At 61.5% G+C, this 17,394-nt stretch carries 15 protein-coding genes and 1 other RNA gene; 5 read left to right on the forward strand and 11 right to left on the reverse strand.

Annotated elements, in window-relative coordinates; translation table 11 throughout:
* Positions 1–148 precede the first annotated feature (148 nt).
* Entirely contained in the window at positions 149–613 is a 465-nt protein-coding gene (locus F3H98_RS02055; RefSeq protein ID WP_149757749.1) for a helix-turn-helix domain-containing protein, read from the reverse strand.
* Between the two features lie 1,076 nt (positions 614–1,689).
* Between F3H98_RS02055 and F3H98_RS02060 the strand changes: the two genes are divergently transcribed.
* Entirely contained in the window at positions 1,690–2,805 is a 1,116-nt protein-coding gene (locus F3H98_RS02060; RefSeq protein WP_149758359.1) for a cystathionine gamma-lyase, read from the forward strand.
* 141 nt (positions 2,806–2,946) lie between these two features.
* Here F3H98_RS02060 and rnpB read toward each other — a convergent pair.
* The 6 genes from rnpB to F3H98_RS02090 all read right to left on the reverse strand — a co-directional run bounded on the left by rnpB (position 2,947) and on the right by F3H98_RS02090 (position 7,064).
* Positions 2,947–3,358: RNase P RNA component class A (rnpB, locus tag F3H98_RS02065), an RNA gene on the reverse strand.
* 91 nt (positions 3,359–3,449) lie between these two features.
* Positions 3,450–4,298 (reverse strand): lytic transglycosylase domain-containing protein, encoded by an 849-nt coding sequence (locus F3H98_RS02070; RefSeq protein WP_149757751.1) that lies wholly within the window; start codon positions 4,296–4,298, stop codon positions 3,450–3,452.
* 184 nt (positions 4,299–4,482) lie between these two features.
* Complete coding sequence (locus F3H98_RS02075) at positions 4,483–5,247, reverse strand: peptidoglycan recognition protein family protein (RefSeq protein WP_149757753.1); 765 nt, start codon at positions 5,245–5,247, stop codon at positions 4,483–4,485.
* Positions 5,244–5,963 carry a J domain-containing protein gene (locus F3H98_RS02080; protein ID WP_149757755.1) on the reverse strand — a complete coding sequence of 240 codons (720 nt, stop codon included), beginning with the start codon at positions 5,961–5,963 and terminating at the stop codon, positions 5,244–5,246. Before F3H98_RS02080 ends, F3H98_RS02075 begins: the two co-directional genes overlap by 4 nt.
* 316 nt (positions 5,964–6,279) lie before the next feature.
* Entirely contained in the window at positions 6,280–6,669 is a 390-nt protein-coding gene (locus F3H98_RS02085) for a hypothetical protein (RefSeq protein ID WP_149757757.1), read from the reverse strand.
* A gap of 203 nt (positions 6,670–6,872) precedes the next feature.
* Entirely contained in the window at positions 6,873–7,064 is a 192-nt protein-coding gene (locus F3H98_RS02090; RefSeq protein ID WP_149757759.1) for a hypothetical protein, read from the reverse strand.
* 321 nt (positions 7,065–7,385) lie between these two features.
* Here F3H98_RS02090 and F3H98_RS02100 point away from each other — a divergent pair, with 321 nt between their 5' ends.
* Complete coding sequence (locus tag F3H98_RS02100) at positions 7,386–11,177, forward strand: hydantoinase B/oxoprolinase family protein (RefSeq protein ID WP_149757762.1); 3,792 nt, start codon at positions 7,386–7,388, stop codon at positions 11,175–11,177.
* Between the two features lie 109 nt (positions 11,178–11,286).
* Here the strand turns inward: F3H98_RS02100 and F3H98_RS02105 are convergent, their stop codons facing one another.
* The 3 genes from F3H98_RS02105 to F3H98_RS02115 form a co-directional block, all read right to left on the reverse strand.
* The gene (locus tag F3H98_RS02105) at positions 11,287–11,676 is read right to left on the reverse strand and encodes a cupin domain-containing protein (protein ID WP_149757764.1); all 390 of its coding nucleotides are present in this window, start codon (positions 11,674–11,676) and stop codon (positions 11,287–11,289) included.
* 102 nt (positions 11,677–11,778) lie between these two features.
* Positions 11,779–12,264: an SRPBCC domain-containing protein gene (locus tag F3H98_RS02110; RefSeq protein WP_149757766.1), complete on the reverse strand. Its 486-nt coding sequence runs from the start codon at positions 12,262–12,264 to the stop codon at positions 11,779–11,781.
* A complete protein-coding gene (locus tag F3H98_RS02115; protein ID WP_149757768.1) occupies positions 12,261–12,599 on the reverse strand; it encodes an ArsR/SmtB family transcription factor in 339 nt (112 codons plus the stop codon). Before F3H98_RS02115 ends, F3H98_RS02110 begins: the two co-directional genes overlap by 4 nt.
* A gap of 280 nt (positions 12,600–12,879) precedes the next feature.
* Between F3H98_RS02115 and F3H98_RS02120 the strand changes: the two genes are divergently transcribed.
* Positions 12,880–14,124, forward strand: a complete 1,245-nt coding sequence (locus F3H98_RS02120) for a BtaA family protein (RefSeq protein ID WP_149757770.1) — start codon at positions 12,880–12,882, stop codon at positions 14,122–14,124.
* Between the two features lie 80 nt (positions 14,125–14,204).
* The gene (locus tag F3H98_RS02125) at positions 14,205–14,891 is read left to right on the forward strand and encodes a class I SAM-dependent methyltransferase (protein WP_149757772.1); all 687 of its coding nucleotides are present in this window, start codon (positions 14,205–14,207) and stop codon (positions 14,889–14,891) included.
* Between the two features lie 6 nt (positions 14,892–14,897).
* On the opposite strand, the gene F3H98_RS02130 is transcribed toward F3H98_RS02125, so the two are convergent.
* A complete protein-coding gene (locus F3H98_RS02130) occupies positions 14,898–16,289 on the reverse strand; it encodes a serine hydrolase domain-containing protein (RefSeq protein ID WP_149758360.1) in 1,392 nt (463 codons plus the stop codon).
* Between the two features lie 216 nt (positions 16,290–16,505).
* Here F3H98_RS02130 and F3H98_RS02135 point away from each other — a divergent pair, with 216 nt between their 5' ends.
* Positions 16,506–17,312, forward strand: coding sequence for a glycoside hydrolase family 25 protein (locus tag F3H98_RS02135; protein WP_149757774.1), 807 nt, complete (start codon positions 16,506–16,508; stop codon positions 17,310–17,312).
* Positions 17,313–17,394: the final 82 nt, after the last annotated feature.

Here is a 17,394-nt window from a genome sequence, read left to right on the forward strand (position 1 = left end):
GGAAATCATTGCCCCCGCAATGTCTGCGGTCGGCCTGCAATCGGCACGGCTGGACAGGGTGCCTATTTGGCGCATTGCATTCAGCGCAGAAGTGAGCCTCTGTTGCGACAAATGGTCAAACCGTGCCTCAGGGCTTTCGCTCGGGAAGTTACTCATTCGTCCCTCCATCGCTCAACAGATCGCCATCCTCGGAACCGGGTTCAACTGCATTGCGGCCTAAAGCCGTTATCGCCCACAGCGGAGTATTCCCCGACCGAGTAGGCCTCTCGCGCCGCACGTAACCGTCCAGTGCTAGTTCCGTCAGGTGCCTGTTAATGACCGGCTCCGACACTTCGAAACCCTCGGCGCGGCGAGATTTGGACAAATCCTCTGCCGTCGCGACATTTTGCTGCCGCAAAGATGACAAGACCCATTGCCTCGTTTCGTCCGTCCTCCTCGCCCGTGTCGAGTGACCGTCGCCGCCGTTAGCTTTTCGGCGTTCAACATCGCTCTTGATTTCGAGCTCAAAGGGGAGGCCGAGCTTGTCTAGTGCCTGCCGATAAGTTGGAAGCTCCTCAGCCGTCATGAACCTTGTAGTGAGCCGATATTGCTCATCGGCCTTTGTGATCGTCATCGTAGATTCTCCTCTCCGGACAAAGCCCGGGTGCGAGGCGCAACCATGTTGCACCAGTGTTCATTTTTCATGGTGGGGATCGACGATCTACTGGCTCAGTCAGAATGGCTCAGAGAATCGCCCAGCGCGCTTGTTTTGGCCGGCGTAGCGTGATGCCAGGCAAGGCGAATGAGACGGGAATCGCTCGCCGCAGTCAAGAAAATTCGTTTTTGCACCGCCGTCTACAACGGCCATCGACCGTTCCTATTACGCCCCTATTCGCAACATTTGATCGATCAAATTCCAGAACAGGATCAATCGCTTAATGGGACCGTTCAAACAAACGAAACGTTAGCCCGTAAGGGAGGCGCCTGTGGCTGACAGGCCCACGGTCATAGCCGCCCCCAAGCGAAACCGGCGCGGGGATGCACGGTCCTCGGCCAGAGCATTTGCAGCCAAATGAAATCATTTGGCGTCCGCACAAATGCGGCAAAACAGATGCTTAGAGCGAGTTATCGGTTCCGAAAGAACCGGAACCGCTCTAGGAAGCCTGCTAAGGCCTATGTGAATTGGAAGGTTGGCGAACGTCCGAACTCAGCGGTCACCCACCAAGTAGTCGAACAACCTGAAATTCGATGGCGGCTCACAAACCCCGGCATCGGCCTGCCGATAGGAACAGCCCCCACCGGGCTGGGTCGGCGCAGGCATATTGGTCTGGCAGCCCGCAACCGCCGTCAGTGCAATGATCATTGTCCAAACGGGAAATCGCCGCATTGTCCGCTCCTGCTGACACCGTTCCTAGAGCACAATCCCGAAAAGTGGAAACCGGTTTTCGGAAAAGATCATGCTCCAACAAAGAGATAGGGCCCAATTCCGATTCATCTGAATGGAATGCTCTAACACCCGATACCCGGCACAGCCTCAAACAGCAACCCGGCCTTGCCAGCCTAGTACAACCCCGGCTGGACCGGCTTCGCAAGCTTGCAAGGCTCATCCTAACGAACCGTTAGCGATCGACCGCTTCAGCTTGCCGCCAATCCGCGCCGCGAATACCTTTGACCCGGATTCTCGCCAAACTCCAACCACGAAAGTCAATGATGCCCGATCAGAACAATTCACGCGCCGCACATCTTGCCCATTTGCGGCGCCAGGAACTGGCAAAAGGTGATCCAGTACCGCTGCCGCTGACCATGGCTTCGATGTACCACCTTCCCGGCAGCCCGGCAGGCTTCAAGCAGTATGGACGCTTCGACAATCCGACATGGGACGCCGTCGAGGCGATGCTGTCGCATCTCGAGGAAGCACCGGCGCTAGGGTTTCCTTCCGGCATGGCGGCGATTTCGGCCGTCTTCTTCAGCCTGTTGAAAGCGGGCGACCGCATCTTGCTGCCCTCCGACGGTTATTACACGACACGTCTACTTGCCGAGCGTTTCCTCAAGCCGATAGGTGTTGCCGCCGACACCAGGCCCACCGCTTCCTTTCTCGACGGCGGCTTCGACGGCTATCGACTGGTGTTTGTCGAGACGCCTTCCAATCCGGGCCTCGACATTTGCGACATCACGGCGGTGAGCAAGGCCGCCCACGCGGCTGGTGCGCTGGTCGTCGCCGACAACACGACGATGACGCCGTATGGCCAGCGCCCGCTTGATCTCGGCGCCGACATCTTGGTCGCAGCCGACACCAAGGCGCCCAACGGTCACTCGGACGTGCTGTTCGGCCACGCTGCCAGCCGCAATGCGGAAGTGATGGCGGCGCTTGCCGAATGGCGCAGACTCGCCGGCGGCATCCCTGGCCCGTTCGAGGCGTGGCTGGTGCATCGCGGCCTCGAAACGCTTGACGTTCGCTTCGACCGCATGTGTTCGTCAGCGGAAATCCTGGCGCGACGGTTCCTGGAGCATCGAACAGTGCGGTCCGTGCGCTTCCCCGGCCTTGAAAACGATCCGGCCCACAATCTGGCGCGTATCCAGATGCAGCGTTTCGGTTTCCTGATCGCACTGACGCTCGGCTCGGAGGCTGAGGCCGAAGCATTCATCGATGGCTGCGCCTACATCCAGCCTGCAACGTCGTTCGGCGGCGTGCACACATCGGCCGAGCGCCGTGCCCGCTGGGGCGATGCCGTGGCGCCAGGCTTCGTCCGGCTTTCGGTCGGCTGCGAGCCCGTCGAAGAGCTATGGGAGGCGATGAAGGCTTCTCTGGCGGGCGCTGCCGGATAGCCGGAAATACCGGCGAGCCGACAGCTTACCCGCGTCGGCTGGCCGTGGGCATGCCTGGTATGTTCCCAATCGACAACCGAAACTTGATTCAATGCGTCGGCCGAAGCAGCCAACCCATTGAATCAAATTTGAAAGAGAGAAATTGTCAGCTGGCCTGTAAGCCGGGTTCTGTATGGCCCTGACGCCGTTAGGCGCCATGACGTGGCGACCATTCTTCTTGGGCGGATGTTGCCATCCGCCTCACGCAACCAACCCGGATGGAGGGGCCGGAAACAGCCCTGAAGGTTTCCCTTCGCACCATCCCTATTCGGTTTTGCTCCCGGTGGGGTTTACCGTGCCGCTTCTGTTGCCAGTCGCGCGGTGGGCTCTTACCCCACCCTTTCACCCTTGCCGCGCCGGAACCCGAGGGCGCCGGCGGGCGGTTTGCTTTCTGTGGCACTTTCCCTGGGGTCGCCCCCGCCGGCAATTAACCGGCACCGTGTTTCCATGGAGCCCGGACTTTCCTCACCCGCAGCCTTTCGGCTCCTGCTGGTGCGGCCGCCCGGCCAGCTGACGAGGCGTATAAAGGTGTTAAGTCCGGAAATTGCAAACGAAAAAGCCCGTCAGATTGACGGGCTTCTCCGGTTTTGCATGTGGCGAATGGCTCAGGCGCCTGCCAGGTGCTGCTTCACCTTCGAGCAGTAACGCGCCGAAATCGGGTTCATCCGCTTGGCGGCATGGCCGGCATTGTACTTGAGGATGGTGCCGCAGGTCGTACCGCCGCCAAGCTTGTGCGCCATCGAAAGATATTTGATACCGAACTTGATATTGGTTTCGGGATTGTAGAGGCCCTGGGCCGAGCCGCTGTAGCCCATCATGCGCGCCGTTGCCGGCTTGATCTGCATGAGGCCGATTTCGCCAGCGCGCCCCAAGGCATTGACGCGATAATTGCTCTCGATGCGGATCACCGCATGGGCGAGCGACGCGGGGACGCCGTAAGACTCCGCATAGCGGGCAACGATCGAGCCGTATTGCACGCCGGAGGTGCTCGCCGTGGCGGCCGGCATTTCTTCTGCCTTGACGTCCTTGCGGATGACTTCTGCCTTGTCGTCCTTGCGGATGTCTACTGCCTTGACGTCCTTGCGGATGACTTTCTTGCGTGCCTTGGCGTTCAGCTTGGGGCTGACGCGCGGCGCGATTGATGCCGTCTTCATTTTGTCAACGTTTGGTTCGTCGGCCTTCTCGGCCGTCTTCTTGGCCGCGATCGATGCCGTCTGCATTTTGCCCACGTTTGGCTCGCCGGCCTTTTCGGCCGCCTTCTTGGCCGAGCCGCAACCGAACAGATAAGGGCACGCATCGGCATCCGGTGCGGCTTTCCGCGTTTCGTTCTTTGCGGTCTTTTTGGCGGCGCTCTGTGCCAGAATCTTCGGATTCTCCGCCCTCTCCTGGGCACCGGCGGCAAAAGTCATCATGCCGGCAGCGATGGCTGCCGCCGCAACTATGGATTTCATCATGAAGTCTTATTCTCTTTATTGGCCGCGAATTTCTCGCGGGCGGTTTTCTTGATTTTGCGGGTAACGCGGAAGGTGACCCTGCATCTGCACAAGACGCCATGTGGCGAGGGAATTTGCGTCAAAGAGGGCGCGCCAAGTCACATTAAGTGACAGGCTGTAACCGACAGGCTTTTTGCGGAAATACTTAGCCGAGACTTCCCGGCAGCGTTGAAAGCAACCGATGCAACGTCTCGATGGTCGAACGGTCTGCTATTCCGTCTATCTGTTCTGCTCGGAAATGGCGCTGAAATGCTTCGACCACGATTTTGGTCCGTGGATCGAAAACACCATTGATCTCAACCCCATAGCCGTAAAGCGCCAGCATCGACTGAAGCGCCTCGACCGGCTCTCCGCGATCGCCGGCCGAAAGAAACCGGCCGCCGCCGATCGGCGACGGTTTGACAAAATGGCCGACGCCCGCATCGGCCAGAAGCTGCCACGGAAATTTTTCTCCGGGGTCGACCTTGCGACCCGGTGCCACATCGGAATGGGCAAGAACGTTCTCGGGTTTGATGCCATGTCTCGCAATGATGCCGCCGCAAAGCCCGATTACCGCCTCGATCTGGACGGCAGGGAAATCACGATAGCCCAAAGCATGCCCCGGATTGGCGATTTCGATGCCGATCGACGACGAATTGACGTCGGCCTCGCCCCGCCAGGAGCTTTTCCCGGCATGCCACGCGCGGTCGCTTTCACGCACCATCTGCGTGACGCATCCGTCCTCGTGGACGAGATAATGGGAGGAAACCTCGCTGACCGGATCGCAGAGCCAGGCTTCGGCAGCCGCACTCGTTTCCATGCCGGTGTAGTGAAGAATGACGAGTTCCGGTCTTGCCCCTTCACGGCGCGGACCGAAATTCGGGGAAACCCGAACGTCGGCGCCCTCTTGGTCCGGCAGGAAACCGCTCATACCGCCCTGAGGCCCTTTTCGATCAGCTCATAGGCGGCGTTGATGGCGGCAAGCCGGGTTGTGGCTATGGCGATGAATTCCTGCGGCAATCCACGTGCTATCAGCCGGTCGGGATGGTTGCTGGCGACAAGCTTGCGGTAGTGTTTGCGCACTTCGTCGAAGGGCGTGCCCCGATCGACGCCGAGGATTGCATAGGGATCCGCATCACCCAGATCGAGGTGGCGCGCGAGGATGCGCTGGTAATGTGCCTCGTCGATTTTGAAGATTTCGGCGATCCGCCTGAGGAACCGGCCTTCCCGTTCATGCATCACCCCGTCGGCCTTGGCGATATGGAAAAGCCCGTCGAGAATGTCTTCCAGCATGCCGCAATTGGCATGGCCGGAGCCGCAAAGCCCGGCCATGCGCTGCGCATAGGCTTCGAAACCTGCGGTATCGCCCTGCGCCAGATCGTAGAGGCGGGCAACGTGGCGCGTTTCCTTGGCGGGGATATGGAATATCTCCTGGAACGCTCGGACTTCGTCCTGGGTCACGATTCCATCCGCTTTCGCCATTTTTGCGGACAGAGCGATCATCGCCACCGAGAAGGCGACACGCCGGCGCAACTCGGGATCGCCGGCAAAAACCGTGCGCACCGCTTCGGCGACGTCGAGCGCGCCCGAATACGCCGAGGCCGAAACCCGCGATACAAAATAGCCTATCCGTTCCCAAATCGACATGCGCGCTTCTTAGAGGCAAACCGCCGAGATGGCGAGGCGGTTTGATGACGCGTAGGGCGTGACAAACCGCTCCGTTTTCCTGGCGAAAGCGGGCTTTTTAGTTGGAAAAATTGCTATTTGTTGTGCGAAAGCCCACAGCGTCGCGCCTTTTAGTGAGCTGGACCAATCGAATTTTCACCACTCGGATGGCGGCGCTTGCGATGATGACTGTCGAACGCGCGACCGCAAGGCACGTATCGCCGCTAATTTGACTACGGCCGAAAAGCAAACGGCCAGCCCGAAGGCTGGCCGCGAGGCAAACATGCCTGCATTGGGCCTATTGGACGCCGAGCGCCTGCTTGGCGGCCGATTCGGCCATGTCGCCGGCCTGCTTGGCCTGGTCTTCGGTTTGGCCAGCGGCCTTGGCGGCTGCCTCGGCGCTGGTGCGGGCAGCAGTAACGGCTTGCGTCTTCTGCTCGGCAGTCATCGACGCCGCCTGCTCTTGCAGCGCTTTCATGGCATCTTGGGCGGCCTTTGCCGGGTCGGCTGGCGCGGCAGGCGTAGCCGGTGCGGCGGGCGCGGTTTCAGCCGGCTTCATTGCCTCGGCCGGCTTGGCCGGCGCTTCGGTGGTTGCCGGAGGTGTCTCGGCTTTGTTCTCGCTTTCTCCGCACGCAGCGAGTGCCAGCATCGAAACTCCGGCCAGCGAAGCTAAAAGCAATCTTTTCATCTGAATATTCCCTCATGTCGCAGCTCAAATGAGCCCACCGCCATGCCTTGATACTCCAATTGAGGCGAAGTTGGGTCTGGCCTCTGGCGTTTTCCGCAGGAAAACTGCCAAAATCACAGGCATTTAAGCGATCTGGCGAACAAAAGGCCGGATCGGGAATCCGGCCTTTCGCAATTCGCTGCGAATGCGGGAACGGGATTGCGCTATTGCGGCGGCTTTGCCGGATCCGTAGCAGGCGGCGTTGCCGGTTCGGTTGCAGGCGGTGTCGCCGGCGCCGTTGCTGGCGGCGTCGTTTCGGTCGTAGCGGGAGCGGTGGTGCCCTCCGTCTTGTTGTCGCTGCAAGCGGCGATGCCCAGCAGCGCGGTACCAGCGACCGCGAGAACAAGCTTCCTCATTTCTCTTCTCCTCAAATGGATTGCGAGACGACAGTGCCGTTTGAGTCGGCCAGTCGCGGTAACAATACCATTGCGCCGCGCGGAGTTGCGTCACATCGACTATCTCAACTTAACAATTTGTGTTTGCAGCATTTTTTGCTGCCGCAATCAGAGGCTGGCGGCACTGCGCGCAGCCTGGTCATACAGGCCTAAGAGCGCCTGCATGAGTGCCGCGATGCCCGAAAGTTCCGCCTCTTCGAAGTTCAGCGCCTTGACGCTGTGACGAAATACCGACGATACGCTGTATTGAAGAAATCCATGTCGCCGCCCGGGAAAACGCTCATGCCTGCCAAGAAATGGGATTTCTGGATCGATCGCGGCGGCACTTTCACCGACATCATTGGTCGCGACCCGCAAGGCGCCCTGCATCCGAGGAAGCTTCTTTCGGAAAACCCGGAAGCATACCGCGACGCCGCCATCCAGGGCATTCGCGACCTGCTCGCGCTACAGCCCGGCGCGCCGATTCCGGCTGGCGTCGTCGGCGATATCAAGATGGGCACCACCGTCGCCACAAACGCCCTTCTGGAACGCAAGGGCGACCGGGTGTTGTTGCTCATCACCAAGGGTTTCCGTGATGCGCTGCGCATCGCCTACCAGGCCCGGCCCGACATCTTCGCCAAGGAGATCATCCTTCCCGAACAGCTCTACGAGCGGGTGATCGAGGTTGACGAACGGGTCCGCGCCGACGGCGGCGTGGAAACGCTTCTCGATATCGCGACAGTCATTCCGGCAATCGAAAAGGCGAAAGCCGACGGCATCGACGCCGTGGCGATCGTCTTCATGCACGCGTGGAAATTTCCTGAGTATGAGCAGGTCGTCGCCAGGGTCTGCCGCAAGCTCGGCTTCGCGCAGGTTTCGGTGAGCCACGAGGTTTCGCCATTGGTGAAACTGGTCGGGCGTGGCGACACGACGGTGGTCGATGCTTATCTCACGCCGATTCTGGCGCGTTATGTGCAAGGGGTGGCGCGGGAATTGGGGATAGTGCAGACGCCAATCTCCCCCCTTGAGATGTCGGCGGAACCGACAGAGGGGGGCGCTGTCCCTTCAGCATCTCCGCATGCTGGAAATGCCGGCACTGACGAGTACCGCTCCACGTTGCCCCCCTTTGCCCTACCGGGCATCTCCCCCTCAAGGAGGGAGATTGGCGCTTCGTCCCCCCGCCTGATGTTCATGATGTCGTCGGGCGGGCTGACGGCGGCGGAGAAATTCCAGGGCAAGGATGCGTTGTTGTCAGGCCCGGCCGGCGGCGTGGTCGGCATGGTGGAAACGGCAAAACTCGCTGGCTTCGGCAAGGTGATCGGTTTCGACATGGGCGGCACCTCGACGGACGTCGCCCACTATGACGGCGACTATGAACGCGCCTTCGACACCGAAGTGGCGGGCGTGCGCGTGCGGGCGCCGATGATGCGTATCCACACGGTCGCGGCCGGCGGCGGCTCCATCCTGCATTTCGAAGCCGGGCGTTTCCGCGCCGGCCCGGATTCGGCCGGCGCAAACCCTGGTCCGGCCTGCTATCGCCGCGGCGGCCCGCTCGCCGTCACCGACGCCAATGTGATGCTCGGCAAGCTGCAGCCGGACTTTTTCCCGGCGATTTTCGGTGCCACGCAGGATCAGCCGCTCGACGCCGAAATCGTGCGCGAAAAGTTTGCCGCACTGGCAAAGGAAATCGGCGACGGCAAGAACCCGGAAGCCGTCGCCGAGGGCTTCGTCACCATCGCCGTGGAAAACATGGCCAACGCCATCAAGAAGATCTCCGTCCAGCGCGGCTACGACGTGACTGAATATCTGCTCAATTGCTTCGGCGGCGCCGGCGGCCAGCATGCTTGCCTCGTGGCCGATGCGCTCGGCATGGAGGCGGTGTTGATCCACCCCTTCTCCGGCCTGCTTTCTGCCTACGGCATCGGCCTGTCATCCATCTTCGCCTCGCGCAGCCAGGCGCTGCTGCGACCGCTTGGCGACGAGTCGCTGGGCGCCATGGAGGCATTGATCGCGGAGCTGCGCGCCGCGGTTCTCGAGGAACTCGCCGATCAGGGGGTCGGCGAAAATGACGTTGCCTGGCGGCCGGTGCTGCAGATCCGCTACGACGGCACCGACACCGCCTTGCCGGTCAATTTCGACGGCGGTTCGATCGCCGCTGCGCGTCGCGATTTCGAGGCTGCGCACAAGGCGCAGTTCGGCTTCATCTACGATGACAAGCCGATGATCGTCGAGGCAATCGGCGTGGAAGGCACGGACAGTCGCCAGAAAGGCTTGAGAGAGGCTGAGTCGACGCTCGAGCAAATCAGCGCAAACGCTTCCGGAACCCGGAAAATCTTTTGCGAGGGCGGCTGGCGCGACGCCGGCGTCTTCCGCCGCGAGACAATGAAGGCGGGTTACAAGGTCGCCGGCCCTGCTTTGATCGTCGAAAGCCATCAAACCATCGTCGTCGAGCCGGGCTGGCAGGCCGAGATCACCGCCAGGGACCATGTTCTGTTGCGCCGCGCGGAGAAGAAGCAGCGGAAGGCGGCACTCGGCACCGAAGCCGATCCGGTGATGCTGGAGGTCTTCAACAATCTGTTCATGTCGATTGCCGAGCAGATGGGCGTGACGCTGCAGAACACCGCCTATTCGGTGAACATCAAGGAGCGGCTGGATTTTTCCTGTGCCGTCTTCGACCGCACCGGCGCGCTGGTCGCCAATGCACCGCACATGCCGGTGCACCTGGGATCCATGGACCGCTCGGTGGAAACCATCATTCGTCTCAACGAAGGCGACGTTCATCCCGGAGACGTGTTTGCGCTTAACGCGCCTTACAATGGCGGCACGCATCTGCCGGACATCACCGTTGTGACCCCGGTGTTCGAGGACGTGGACTCCTCACCCCGCATCCTCTTTTGGGTCGCAGCGCGCGGCCATCATGCCGATGTCGGCGGCACCGCCCCGGGCTCGATGACGCCGCTGGCGACGACCGTCGACGAGGAAGGCGTCCTGTTCGACAATTTCCGCGTCGTCGAGCGCGGACGTTTTCGCGAGAAGGAGTTGCGCGCGCTGCTGTCGGACCACCCCTACCCGGCGCGCAACCCGACCCAGAACATCGCCGATCTCAAGGCCCAGATCGCCGCCAACGAGAAAGGTGCGGCCGAACTCAGGAAGATGGTTGCGCATTTCGGCCTGCCCGTGGTCGAGGCCTATATGGGCCACGTGCAGGACAACGCAGCCGAGAGCGTGCGCCGCGTGCTGGAGCGCCTGCCCGACACGCTGGAATGCGAATACCCGACCGACACCGGCCAGACGATCAAGGTGAAGATAACCGTCGATCGGCAGAAGCGCGAAGCAACGGTCGATTTCACCGGCACTTCGCCGGTGATGAAGAACAATTTCAACGCGCCTGAGCCGGTGGCGCGCGCCGCCGTCCTCTATGCCTTCCGCGTCATGGTCGAGGACATGATCCCGATGAATGCCGGCTGCCTGCGTCCCATCAACATCGTCATCCCCGACGGCTGCATGCTGAAACCAACCTATCCCGCAGCGGTCGTCGCCGGCAATGTCGAGACCTCGCAGCATGTGACCAACGCGCTGTTTGCCGCCATGGGCGCGCTGGCCAATGCGCAGGGCACCATGAACAACCTCACCTTCGGCAACGACAGATACCAGTATTACGAGACGATCTGCTCGGGTTCGCCGGCCGGCCGCATGAACGATGGCCGAGGTTTTGCAGGAATCTCCGGCGTGCACACCCACATGACCAATTCGCGTCTCACCGACCCGGAAATCCTCGAACTGCGCTTCCCTGTCCTGCTTGAGGATTTCCATATCCGAGAAGGCTCGGGCGGCAAAGGAAAATGGAACGCCGGCGACGGCACAAGGCGAACCATCCGGTTCCTCGAAAGGATGGAATGCGCCATCCTGTCGTCGCATCGCAACCGCCCGCCGCAAGGCAGCAATGGCGGCGGCGATGGCGAGGCAGGCAAGACCGAGGTGCGGCGGAAAAACGGCACGGTCGAAACGCTGAAGGCTTGCGATCAGACCGTGCTCGATGCCGGCGAAGCGGTAGTCGTCACGACACCGACACCGGGCGGCTACGGCGCCGGCTAAAGCATTTTGCAGCCAGGTGGAATCACCTGGCGTCGCAAAAATGCGGCTAAACCAAACGATAGAGCTGAATGCAGGTTCATTTGAATGCATTCCGCTCTATTGGCCATCATTATTCGAGATTGGTCTGGATCCAGCGTGGCGACAGGTGGATATCGAGTGTCTGGAGCCGCCCCGGGCCGAGATTGACGAAGCGGTGCGGCAGACCGGCTGGGCCGAGCACGGTTTCGCCCGCTTGGGCATCGATCACCTGGTCGCCGACGAAGAACCGCGCGTGGCCCTCCTGGACAATGAACACCTCGTCATAGGGATGGACGTGCAGCACCGGGCCCTTCCCCGGTTCGTCATTGCCGTAGGTGAGCACTGTGATCTGCGTGCCCAGCACCTCTCCATTGACCGAGCCGCGGTAGGGACCGCCAAGCGTGGCGTCGAACAGGCCGGCCTTGATTGCGGGGCGACCGTCCGGAGTGACGGTCGCTGGATCGAAGTCGCGTCGAGTCATGGAGCTTCCTTAGAGCAATTCCAACGTCTCAGTCCCCCCTCTCCCCGTCCTTACGGGGGGAGGGCCGGGGTGAGGGGCCATTCCGTGCAAGTCGAAAATTATCTACGCGATGAGTTCGCCCCGCTGAAGCATACCCTCCATGCGGGCGTAGCTTGTCTCCATCCCCTCGTCCATGCCCGTCGCGAGCATGGCGGCGCGCGTGTCGGCATCAGGCAGCGTCATGCGCATGGTCATCAGCGTGCCGGCGCCGTCCTTCTCGAACCGCGTCTCGACGTGGTTGTCGGGGGTCGTATCGGGCAGGTGCATGCGCTCGATATGAACGATGCGGCTGTAGGGCTCGACTTCGACATACTCGCCGGTCAGATGGAAACCGGCGCCCTTGCCGTCGGACCACTCGTAACGGATCTTTCCGCCCGGCTTGGCCTCGCTGATGCAGACCGGCATCGACCAGCCATCCGGCCCGAGCAGCCATTTCTGTATCAGCTTCGGCTCCGTGTGGGCGCGGAACACAGCCTGCGGCGAAGCGGCAAAACGGCGGGTGACGACGACATGGCGGTCGCCCTCGGTGGTGAGCGTCAGTTTGCTCATGGCTTTTCCCTTCCTTCCTCGGTTTGCATTTCGGCCAGAACGTCATCCAAACGATCGTAATTGCGGGCCATCGCTTGCCGGAGCCAATCCAGCCATCGATCGATTTCGACGATCGCCTGGGGCGCCAAACGGCAGGGACGCTTTGTCCCATCTACGCGGCGTGTGATCAGTCCGGCGCCTTCGAGCACCTTCAGGTGGCGCGAAACGGCGGGCTGCGTCATGTCGAACGGCTCGGCCAGTTCCATGACCGTCGCCTCCCCGAGCGCCAGCCGCGCCAGTATGGCGCGCCGCGTCGGATCGGCCAGGGCCAGAAATGCCGCATCCAGGCTCTGCATTATCACAAGTCCTTTATATAAAACATATGTTATATAACAGGACTGTTTTTGACAAGAGCTGGGCAGAACCCCGCTCCACCTTCTCCCCGCAAGCGGGGTGAAGGAGGCTGGCCGCAACGTCGACCCCCCTCTCCCCGTCCTTCACGGGAGAGGGCTGGGGTGAGGGGCAGCGCGACATTAGAAGATGAACCTTCGCCGTCAAACTGTCATTGCCCTGTCACCGGCCTGTCATCGCCGTGCGCTACCCCCCCGCATTAATCGCAATGGGGGAATCGCTGCCATGACCGACGTCTCCTCGGAAATCGGTTTCGTCCGCAACCGGCGTCTTCGAAAGGCGGTTTACCAGAACCGGGCTCTTTCCAAGGCGGGCTTTTCCGAGCGGCTCTTCACGCTTTTGTTTTCCGGCCTCGTCTATCCGCAAATATGGGAAGACCCTGAGATCGACATCGAGGCGATGCAACTGACCGAAGGCCATCGCGTCGTTACCATCGCATCGGGCGGCTGCAATGCCTTGGCCTATTTGACGCGCTCGCCTGCAAGGATCGACGCGGTCGATCTCAACACCGCGCACGTCGCGCTGAACAGGATGAAACTCGCGGCGGTAAAACACCTGCCGGCGCAGGCCGACCTGTTCCGTTTCTTCGGCGGCTTCGGTCATGTTCACAACCCCGCCGCCTATGACCGCTTCATCGCGCCGCACCTGGACCGGGTGACACGCGCCTACTGGGAGCGCCGCGACTGGCGCGGCAGGCGCCGCATTTCGGTGTTCGAAAAGAATTTCTACCAGACGGGCCTGCTCGGCTTTTTCATCGCCACCGGCCACCGCGTGGCAAAACTCTACGGCATCGATCCTTCGCGCATCATGGAAGCGCGCACGCTGCGCGACCAGCGTCGCTTCTTCGAAGAGTACATGGCGCCGCTGTTCGACCGAACGCTGCTGCGCTTTGCAACGGCGCGCAAGGCTTCGCTGTTCGGCCTCGGGATCCCGCCGGCGCAATACGATTCACTGATCACTTCCGGCAACGGCACCATGGCCGATGTGCTTTCGGTGCGGCTGGAAAAGCTCGCCTGCCATTTTCCGCTGAAGGACAACTATTTCGCCTGGCAGGCATTTGCCCGGCGTTATCCACAACCCGGCGAAGCGAGGCTGCCTGCCTATCTCGAGCCGGAAAACTATGACACGATCCGCCGCAATGCCGACCGCGTCACCGTCCACCACGCCAACTTCACAGAATTGCTCGCAGCCAAGGGCGCTGCCAGCGTCGACCGCTTCATCCTTCTCGATGCGCAGGACTGGATGACCGACGACCAGTTGAACGCCTTGTGGGCCGAGATTACCCGCACTGCCGCTCCCGGCGCGCGCGTCATCTTCCGCACCGCCGCAGAACCAAGCCTGTTGCCCGGCCGGGTTTCGGCCACGCTGCTCGACCAGTGGAGCTATGAGCAGGAACAGTCGCTCGACTTTTCCGCACGCGACCGCTCGGCGATCTATGGCGGTTTCCACCTCTATGTGAAGAAAGCCTGATGAGCACCGTGGAGCATGCAAGCGGCCAAGCCGCGCCAAAGCATGATCCCGAAAAGTTGCAGACTTTTCGGACAAAGATCATGCGCCAAAACAAAGAATTTGAGCACGATGAGGACGCGACGAAAACTCATCGTGCGCTCATGGACGGCGTCTACCGGCGCCAGCGCCATTTCTACGACCTGACCCGCAAATATTACCTTCTCGGTCGCGACCGCATGATAGCCGGCCTCGACGTGCCGCAGGGCGGCACGGTGCTGGAACTCGGCTGCGGTACCGGCCGCAATCTGGTGTTGGCGGCGCGGCTTCATCCGCAAGGGCGCTTCTTCGGGCTCGATATCTCGGCCGAGATGCTGGAGACGGCGGAAACTGCGATTGCCCATGAAGAACTGCAGCACAAGGTCCGGCTGGCGCAAGGCGACGCGACCGCGTTCGACGCCGGACGGCTGTTTGCGCACGAGAGTTTCGACCGCGTCTTCATCTCCTATTCGCTGTCGATGATTCCCGGCTGGGAGAAGGCCGTCACAGCCGCGCTCACCACGCTGAAACCGGGCGGCTCGCTGCACATCGTCGACTTCGGCGGCCAGGAGCGCCTACCGCGCTGGTTCCGCAGGGCGTTGCGCATGTGGCTGGCGAAATTTCACGTCGCCCCACGCGACGACATGCGCGACGTGCTTGATTCAATCTGCCAGCAGGAAGCGGCAAGCCTTTCTTTCGAAAGGCTTTATCGTGGGTATGCCGTGCTGGCTGTGATCCGCAGGCACGGCTGACGGTTACTACTCCAATGCCTTGGTCAGCGCCTCCAGCAGGCCTTGCGCCCGGTAAGCGAGTTTCGAGGGGGTGAGACCGAGCCGCACCACCACCAGCTTCTTGGACGGGACGATCGCCACCGATTGCCCGTCATGACCGAGCATCCAGAACGCATCGTCGGGGAGATCGAAGCCGGCATCCGGGTCGGTACCGGGCGCAGCGCCCGAATCCGATCCGTGCAGCCAGAGTTGTCCCCGGCCGTATTCGCCCCTCGACGCAGGCACTTCCTCGCGCATCCAGGTGACGAAACCCGCGGGCAGGATCTGCGTGCCATTCCAGGCGCCATCCTGCAACAGGAACTGGCCAAAGCGCGCCCAATCGCGGGCGGTCGCGTAGAGATAAGACGAGCCGACGAAGGTGCCCTGCTCGTCGGTTTCGAGCACTGCGCTGCTCATGCCGATGGGGGCAAAGAGGGCTGTACGCGGCCAGGTCAGCGCCATGGTGGAATCGCCGAGGGCCGCCTGCCAGATGCGCGACAGCATAGCGGTCGTGCCGCTGGAATAGCTCCACACCTTGCCGACTTCCCCGGTCAAAGGCTTGGAGGCGGCAAAGCCCGCCATGTCGGGCTCAAGGTAGAGCATGCGGGTGACGTCGGTAACGTCGCCATAATCTTCATTGAACTCCAGCCCCGATGACATCGCCATCAGGTCGGCGAGGCTGATGTTCGCCCGGCGGTCGGCCTTCCACGGCTCGAACAATGCCGCCTTGCCATCGATGGCGAGCTTGCCGTCCTTGACCAACGTGCCGATGATTGCAGCCGTCACCGTCTTGGTCATCGACCAGCCAAGCAGCGGTGTATCGGCCGAAAAGCCATTGGCGTAACGCTCGGCGATGACGCGACCGTTCTGCACCACGACGACAGCCCGCATGCCCTGCCCCGTCAGCGTGGCGTCGTTGAGGATCGCCATAAGGTCGGGGGATTGCGACGGCTCGACCCGGTTGCCCTCCGGCCACAATGCATCGCGTGCGGCGATAGCGGGCGCTGGGACAACAGTGACGGCTTTCACCCTGGCAACGTCGCCATCGGGCGCCGAGGTACAGCCGAGGCCGTCGCGCGCCACCGCAACCCCCTTGCCGAAAATGCCGAGCAAAGCCGCCGTGACGGTCTTCTCATTCCGGTTCACATCGACCTTCATGTAGCCGAGCAGCCAGTGGCCGGGCGCCTGCACATCGATCCGCAGCACATTGTCGGGATCGCGTGCGGCAAGAAAAACGTTGGAGCAGACGATTTTCGCCGAATAACCGGAGGCAACACGGATCAGCGCCGGCGGCGCCACATAGAGCCAGAGAGCGACGCCAGCGATCGCCAGCACCGTCAGGCCGAGCACCCATTTCACAATTTTCAGCAATATCCGCATGGTTCCCCGCTCCCCGCCATGGAATTGCCGCCATTCCTCACGCAATTTTTGTGTCGTGTCGAGCGCAGTCAACTGAAAATCAACCATGATCGGCGAAGACATGAGGATGGCGGCTTCGCTCGAGGGGTGACCGTCCCCGGCATGAGGCCTTAGCGGCCCCGGTCAATGGATGATATGCTGTGCTCGGTGGGGCAGGCGCGGTCTGAGGGGAATATTATGCGCCGTGTGTTGGCTTTGGCATTGATGGGGCTGCTCACGGCGTGCACGACGATTGAAGACCTTGCCCCTGTCGCGAGCAGAACCGACGTTTCCGTCACCAGCAAGGTAACGCGCGCCTATCCGCGTTTCAACGACAGCGACCCGCATGACTGGACCGGCAGCACACCCTGGAAGTATGCGGTGCACGGCACCGACGTCTCGAAATATCAGACCTCGATCGACTGGCCGAAAGCGAAAGCCAGCGGCATTTCCTTCGCATTTATCAAGGCGACGGAAGGCGGAGACCGCGTCGACGACTATTTCGTCGAGCACTGGAACGCCACCCGCCTCGCTGGCGTGCCGCGCAGCGCCTATCATTTCTACTATTTCTGCCGCCCGGCCTCCGAGCAGGCGGCATGGTTCATCCGCAACGTGCCGCGCGACAAGGCCGCCCTGCCGCCGGTTCTCGACATGGAATGGAACCCGCAGTCGCCAACCTGCAAGCTGCGCCCCCCGAAGGAAACCGTGCGCCGCGAAATGAGCATCTTTCTCGATATCGTCGAGAAGCACTACGGCAAGAAGCCGATCATTTACACCTCGGTCGACTTTTTCGATGACAATGAGCTCGCGAGCTTCCGCGGCTACCCCTACTGGCTGCGGTCGGTCGCCGGCCATCCGCAGGAAAAGTACGGCAGCCACCCCTTCACCTTCTGGCAGTACACCGGCACGGGCGTTGTGCCCGGCATCAACGGCAACGCTGACATCAATGTGTTCAACGGCACCGAAGCCTCCTGGCGGAAGTTCCTGAAGGCAAACACGCATTAATCCTGGCGCGTCTTTTGGACGCGCTGGACACGCCGGAACTTTGAATTCATTGGATCGGGGCTTCCGGAAATCGATGATGATT

The sequence above is a fragment of the Neomesorhizobium albiziae genome (genome assembly GCF_900114255.1).
GTDB classification, from domain to species: Bacteria; Pseudomonadota; Alphaproteobacteria; order Rhizobiales; family Rhizobiaceae; genus Neomesorhizobium; species Neomesorhizobium albiziae.

Excerpts from the sequence above, each read along its gene's own strand:
- F3H98_RS02055 (WP_149757749.1), bottom strand. The coding sequence starts at position 613 with ATGACGATCACAAAGGCCGATGAGCAATATCGGCTCACTACAAGGTTC.
- F3H98_RS02060 (WP_149758359.1), top strand. The coding sequence starts at position 1,690 with ATGCCCGATCAGAACAATTCACGCGCCGCACATCTTGCCCATTTGCGG.
- F3H98_RS02070 (WP_149757751.1), bottom strand. The coding sequence starts at position 4,298 with ATGATGAAATCCATAGTTGCGGCGGCAGCCATCGCTGCCGGCATGATG.
- F3H98_RS02075 (WP_149757753.1), bottom strand. The coding sequence starts at position 5,247 with ATGAGCGGTTTCCTGCCGGACCAAGAGGGCGCCGACGTTCGGGTTTCC.
- F3H98_RS02080 (WP_149757755.1), bottom strand. The coding sequence starts at position 5,963 with ATGTCGATTTGGGAACGGATAGGCTATTTTGTATCGCGGGTTTCGGCC.
- F3H98_RS02085 (WP_149757757.1), bottom strand. The coding sequence starts at position 6,669 with ATGAAAAGATTGCTTTTAGCTTCGCTGGCCGGAGTTTCGATGCTGGCA.
- F3H98_RS02090 (WP_149757759.1), bottom strand. The coding sequence starts at position 7,064 with ATGAGGAAGCTTGTTCTCGCGGTCGCTGGTACCGCGCTGCTGGGCATC.
- F3H98_RS02100 (WP_149757762.1), top strand. The coding sequence starts at position 7,386 with ATGCCTGCCAAGAAATGGGATTTCTGGATCGATCGCGGCGGCACTTTC.
- F3H98_RS02105 (WP_149757764.1), bottom strand. The coding sequence starts at position 11,676 with ATGACTCGACGCGACTTCGATCCAGCGACCGTCACTCCGGACGGTCGC.
- F3H98_RS02110 (WP_149757766.1), bottom strand. The coding sequence starts at position 12,264 with ATGAGCAAACTGACGCTCACCACCGAGGGCGACCGCCATGTCGTCGTC.
- F3H98_RS02115 (WP_149757768.1), bottom strand. The coding sequence starts at position 12,599 with ATGCAGAGCCTGGATGCGGCATTTCTGGCCCTGGCCGATCCGACGCGG.
- F3H98_RS02120 (WP_149757770.1), top strand. The coding sequence starts at position 12,880 with ATGACCGACGTCTCCTCGGAAATCGGTTTCGTCCGCAACCGGCGTCTT.
- F3H98_RS02125 (WP_149757772.1), top strand. The coding sequence starts at position 14,205 with ATGCGCCAAAACAAAGAATTTGAGCACGATGAGGACGCGACGAAAACT.
- F3H98_RS02130 (WP_149758360.1), bottom strand. The coding sequence starts at position 16,289 with ATGCGGATATTGCTGAAAATTGTGAAATGGGTGCTCGGCCTGACGGTG.
- F3H98_RS02135 (WP_149757774.1), top strand. The coding sequence starts at position 16,506 with ATGCGCCGTGTGTTGGCTTTGGCATTGATGGGGCTGCTCACGGCGTGC.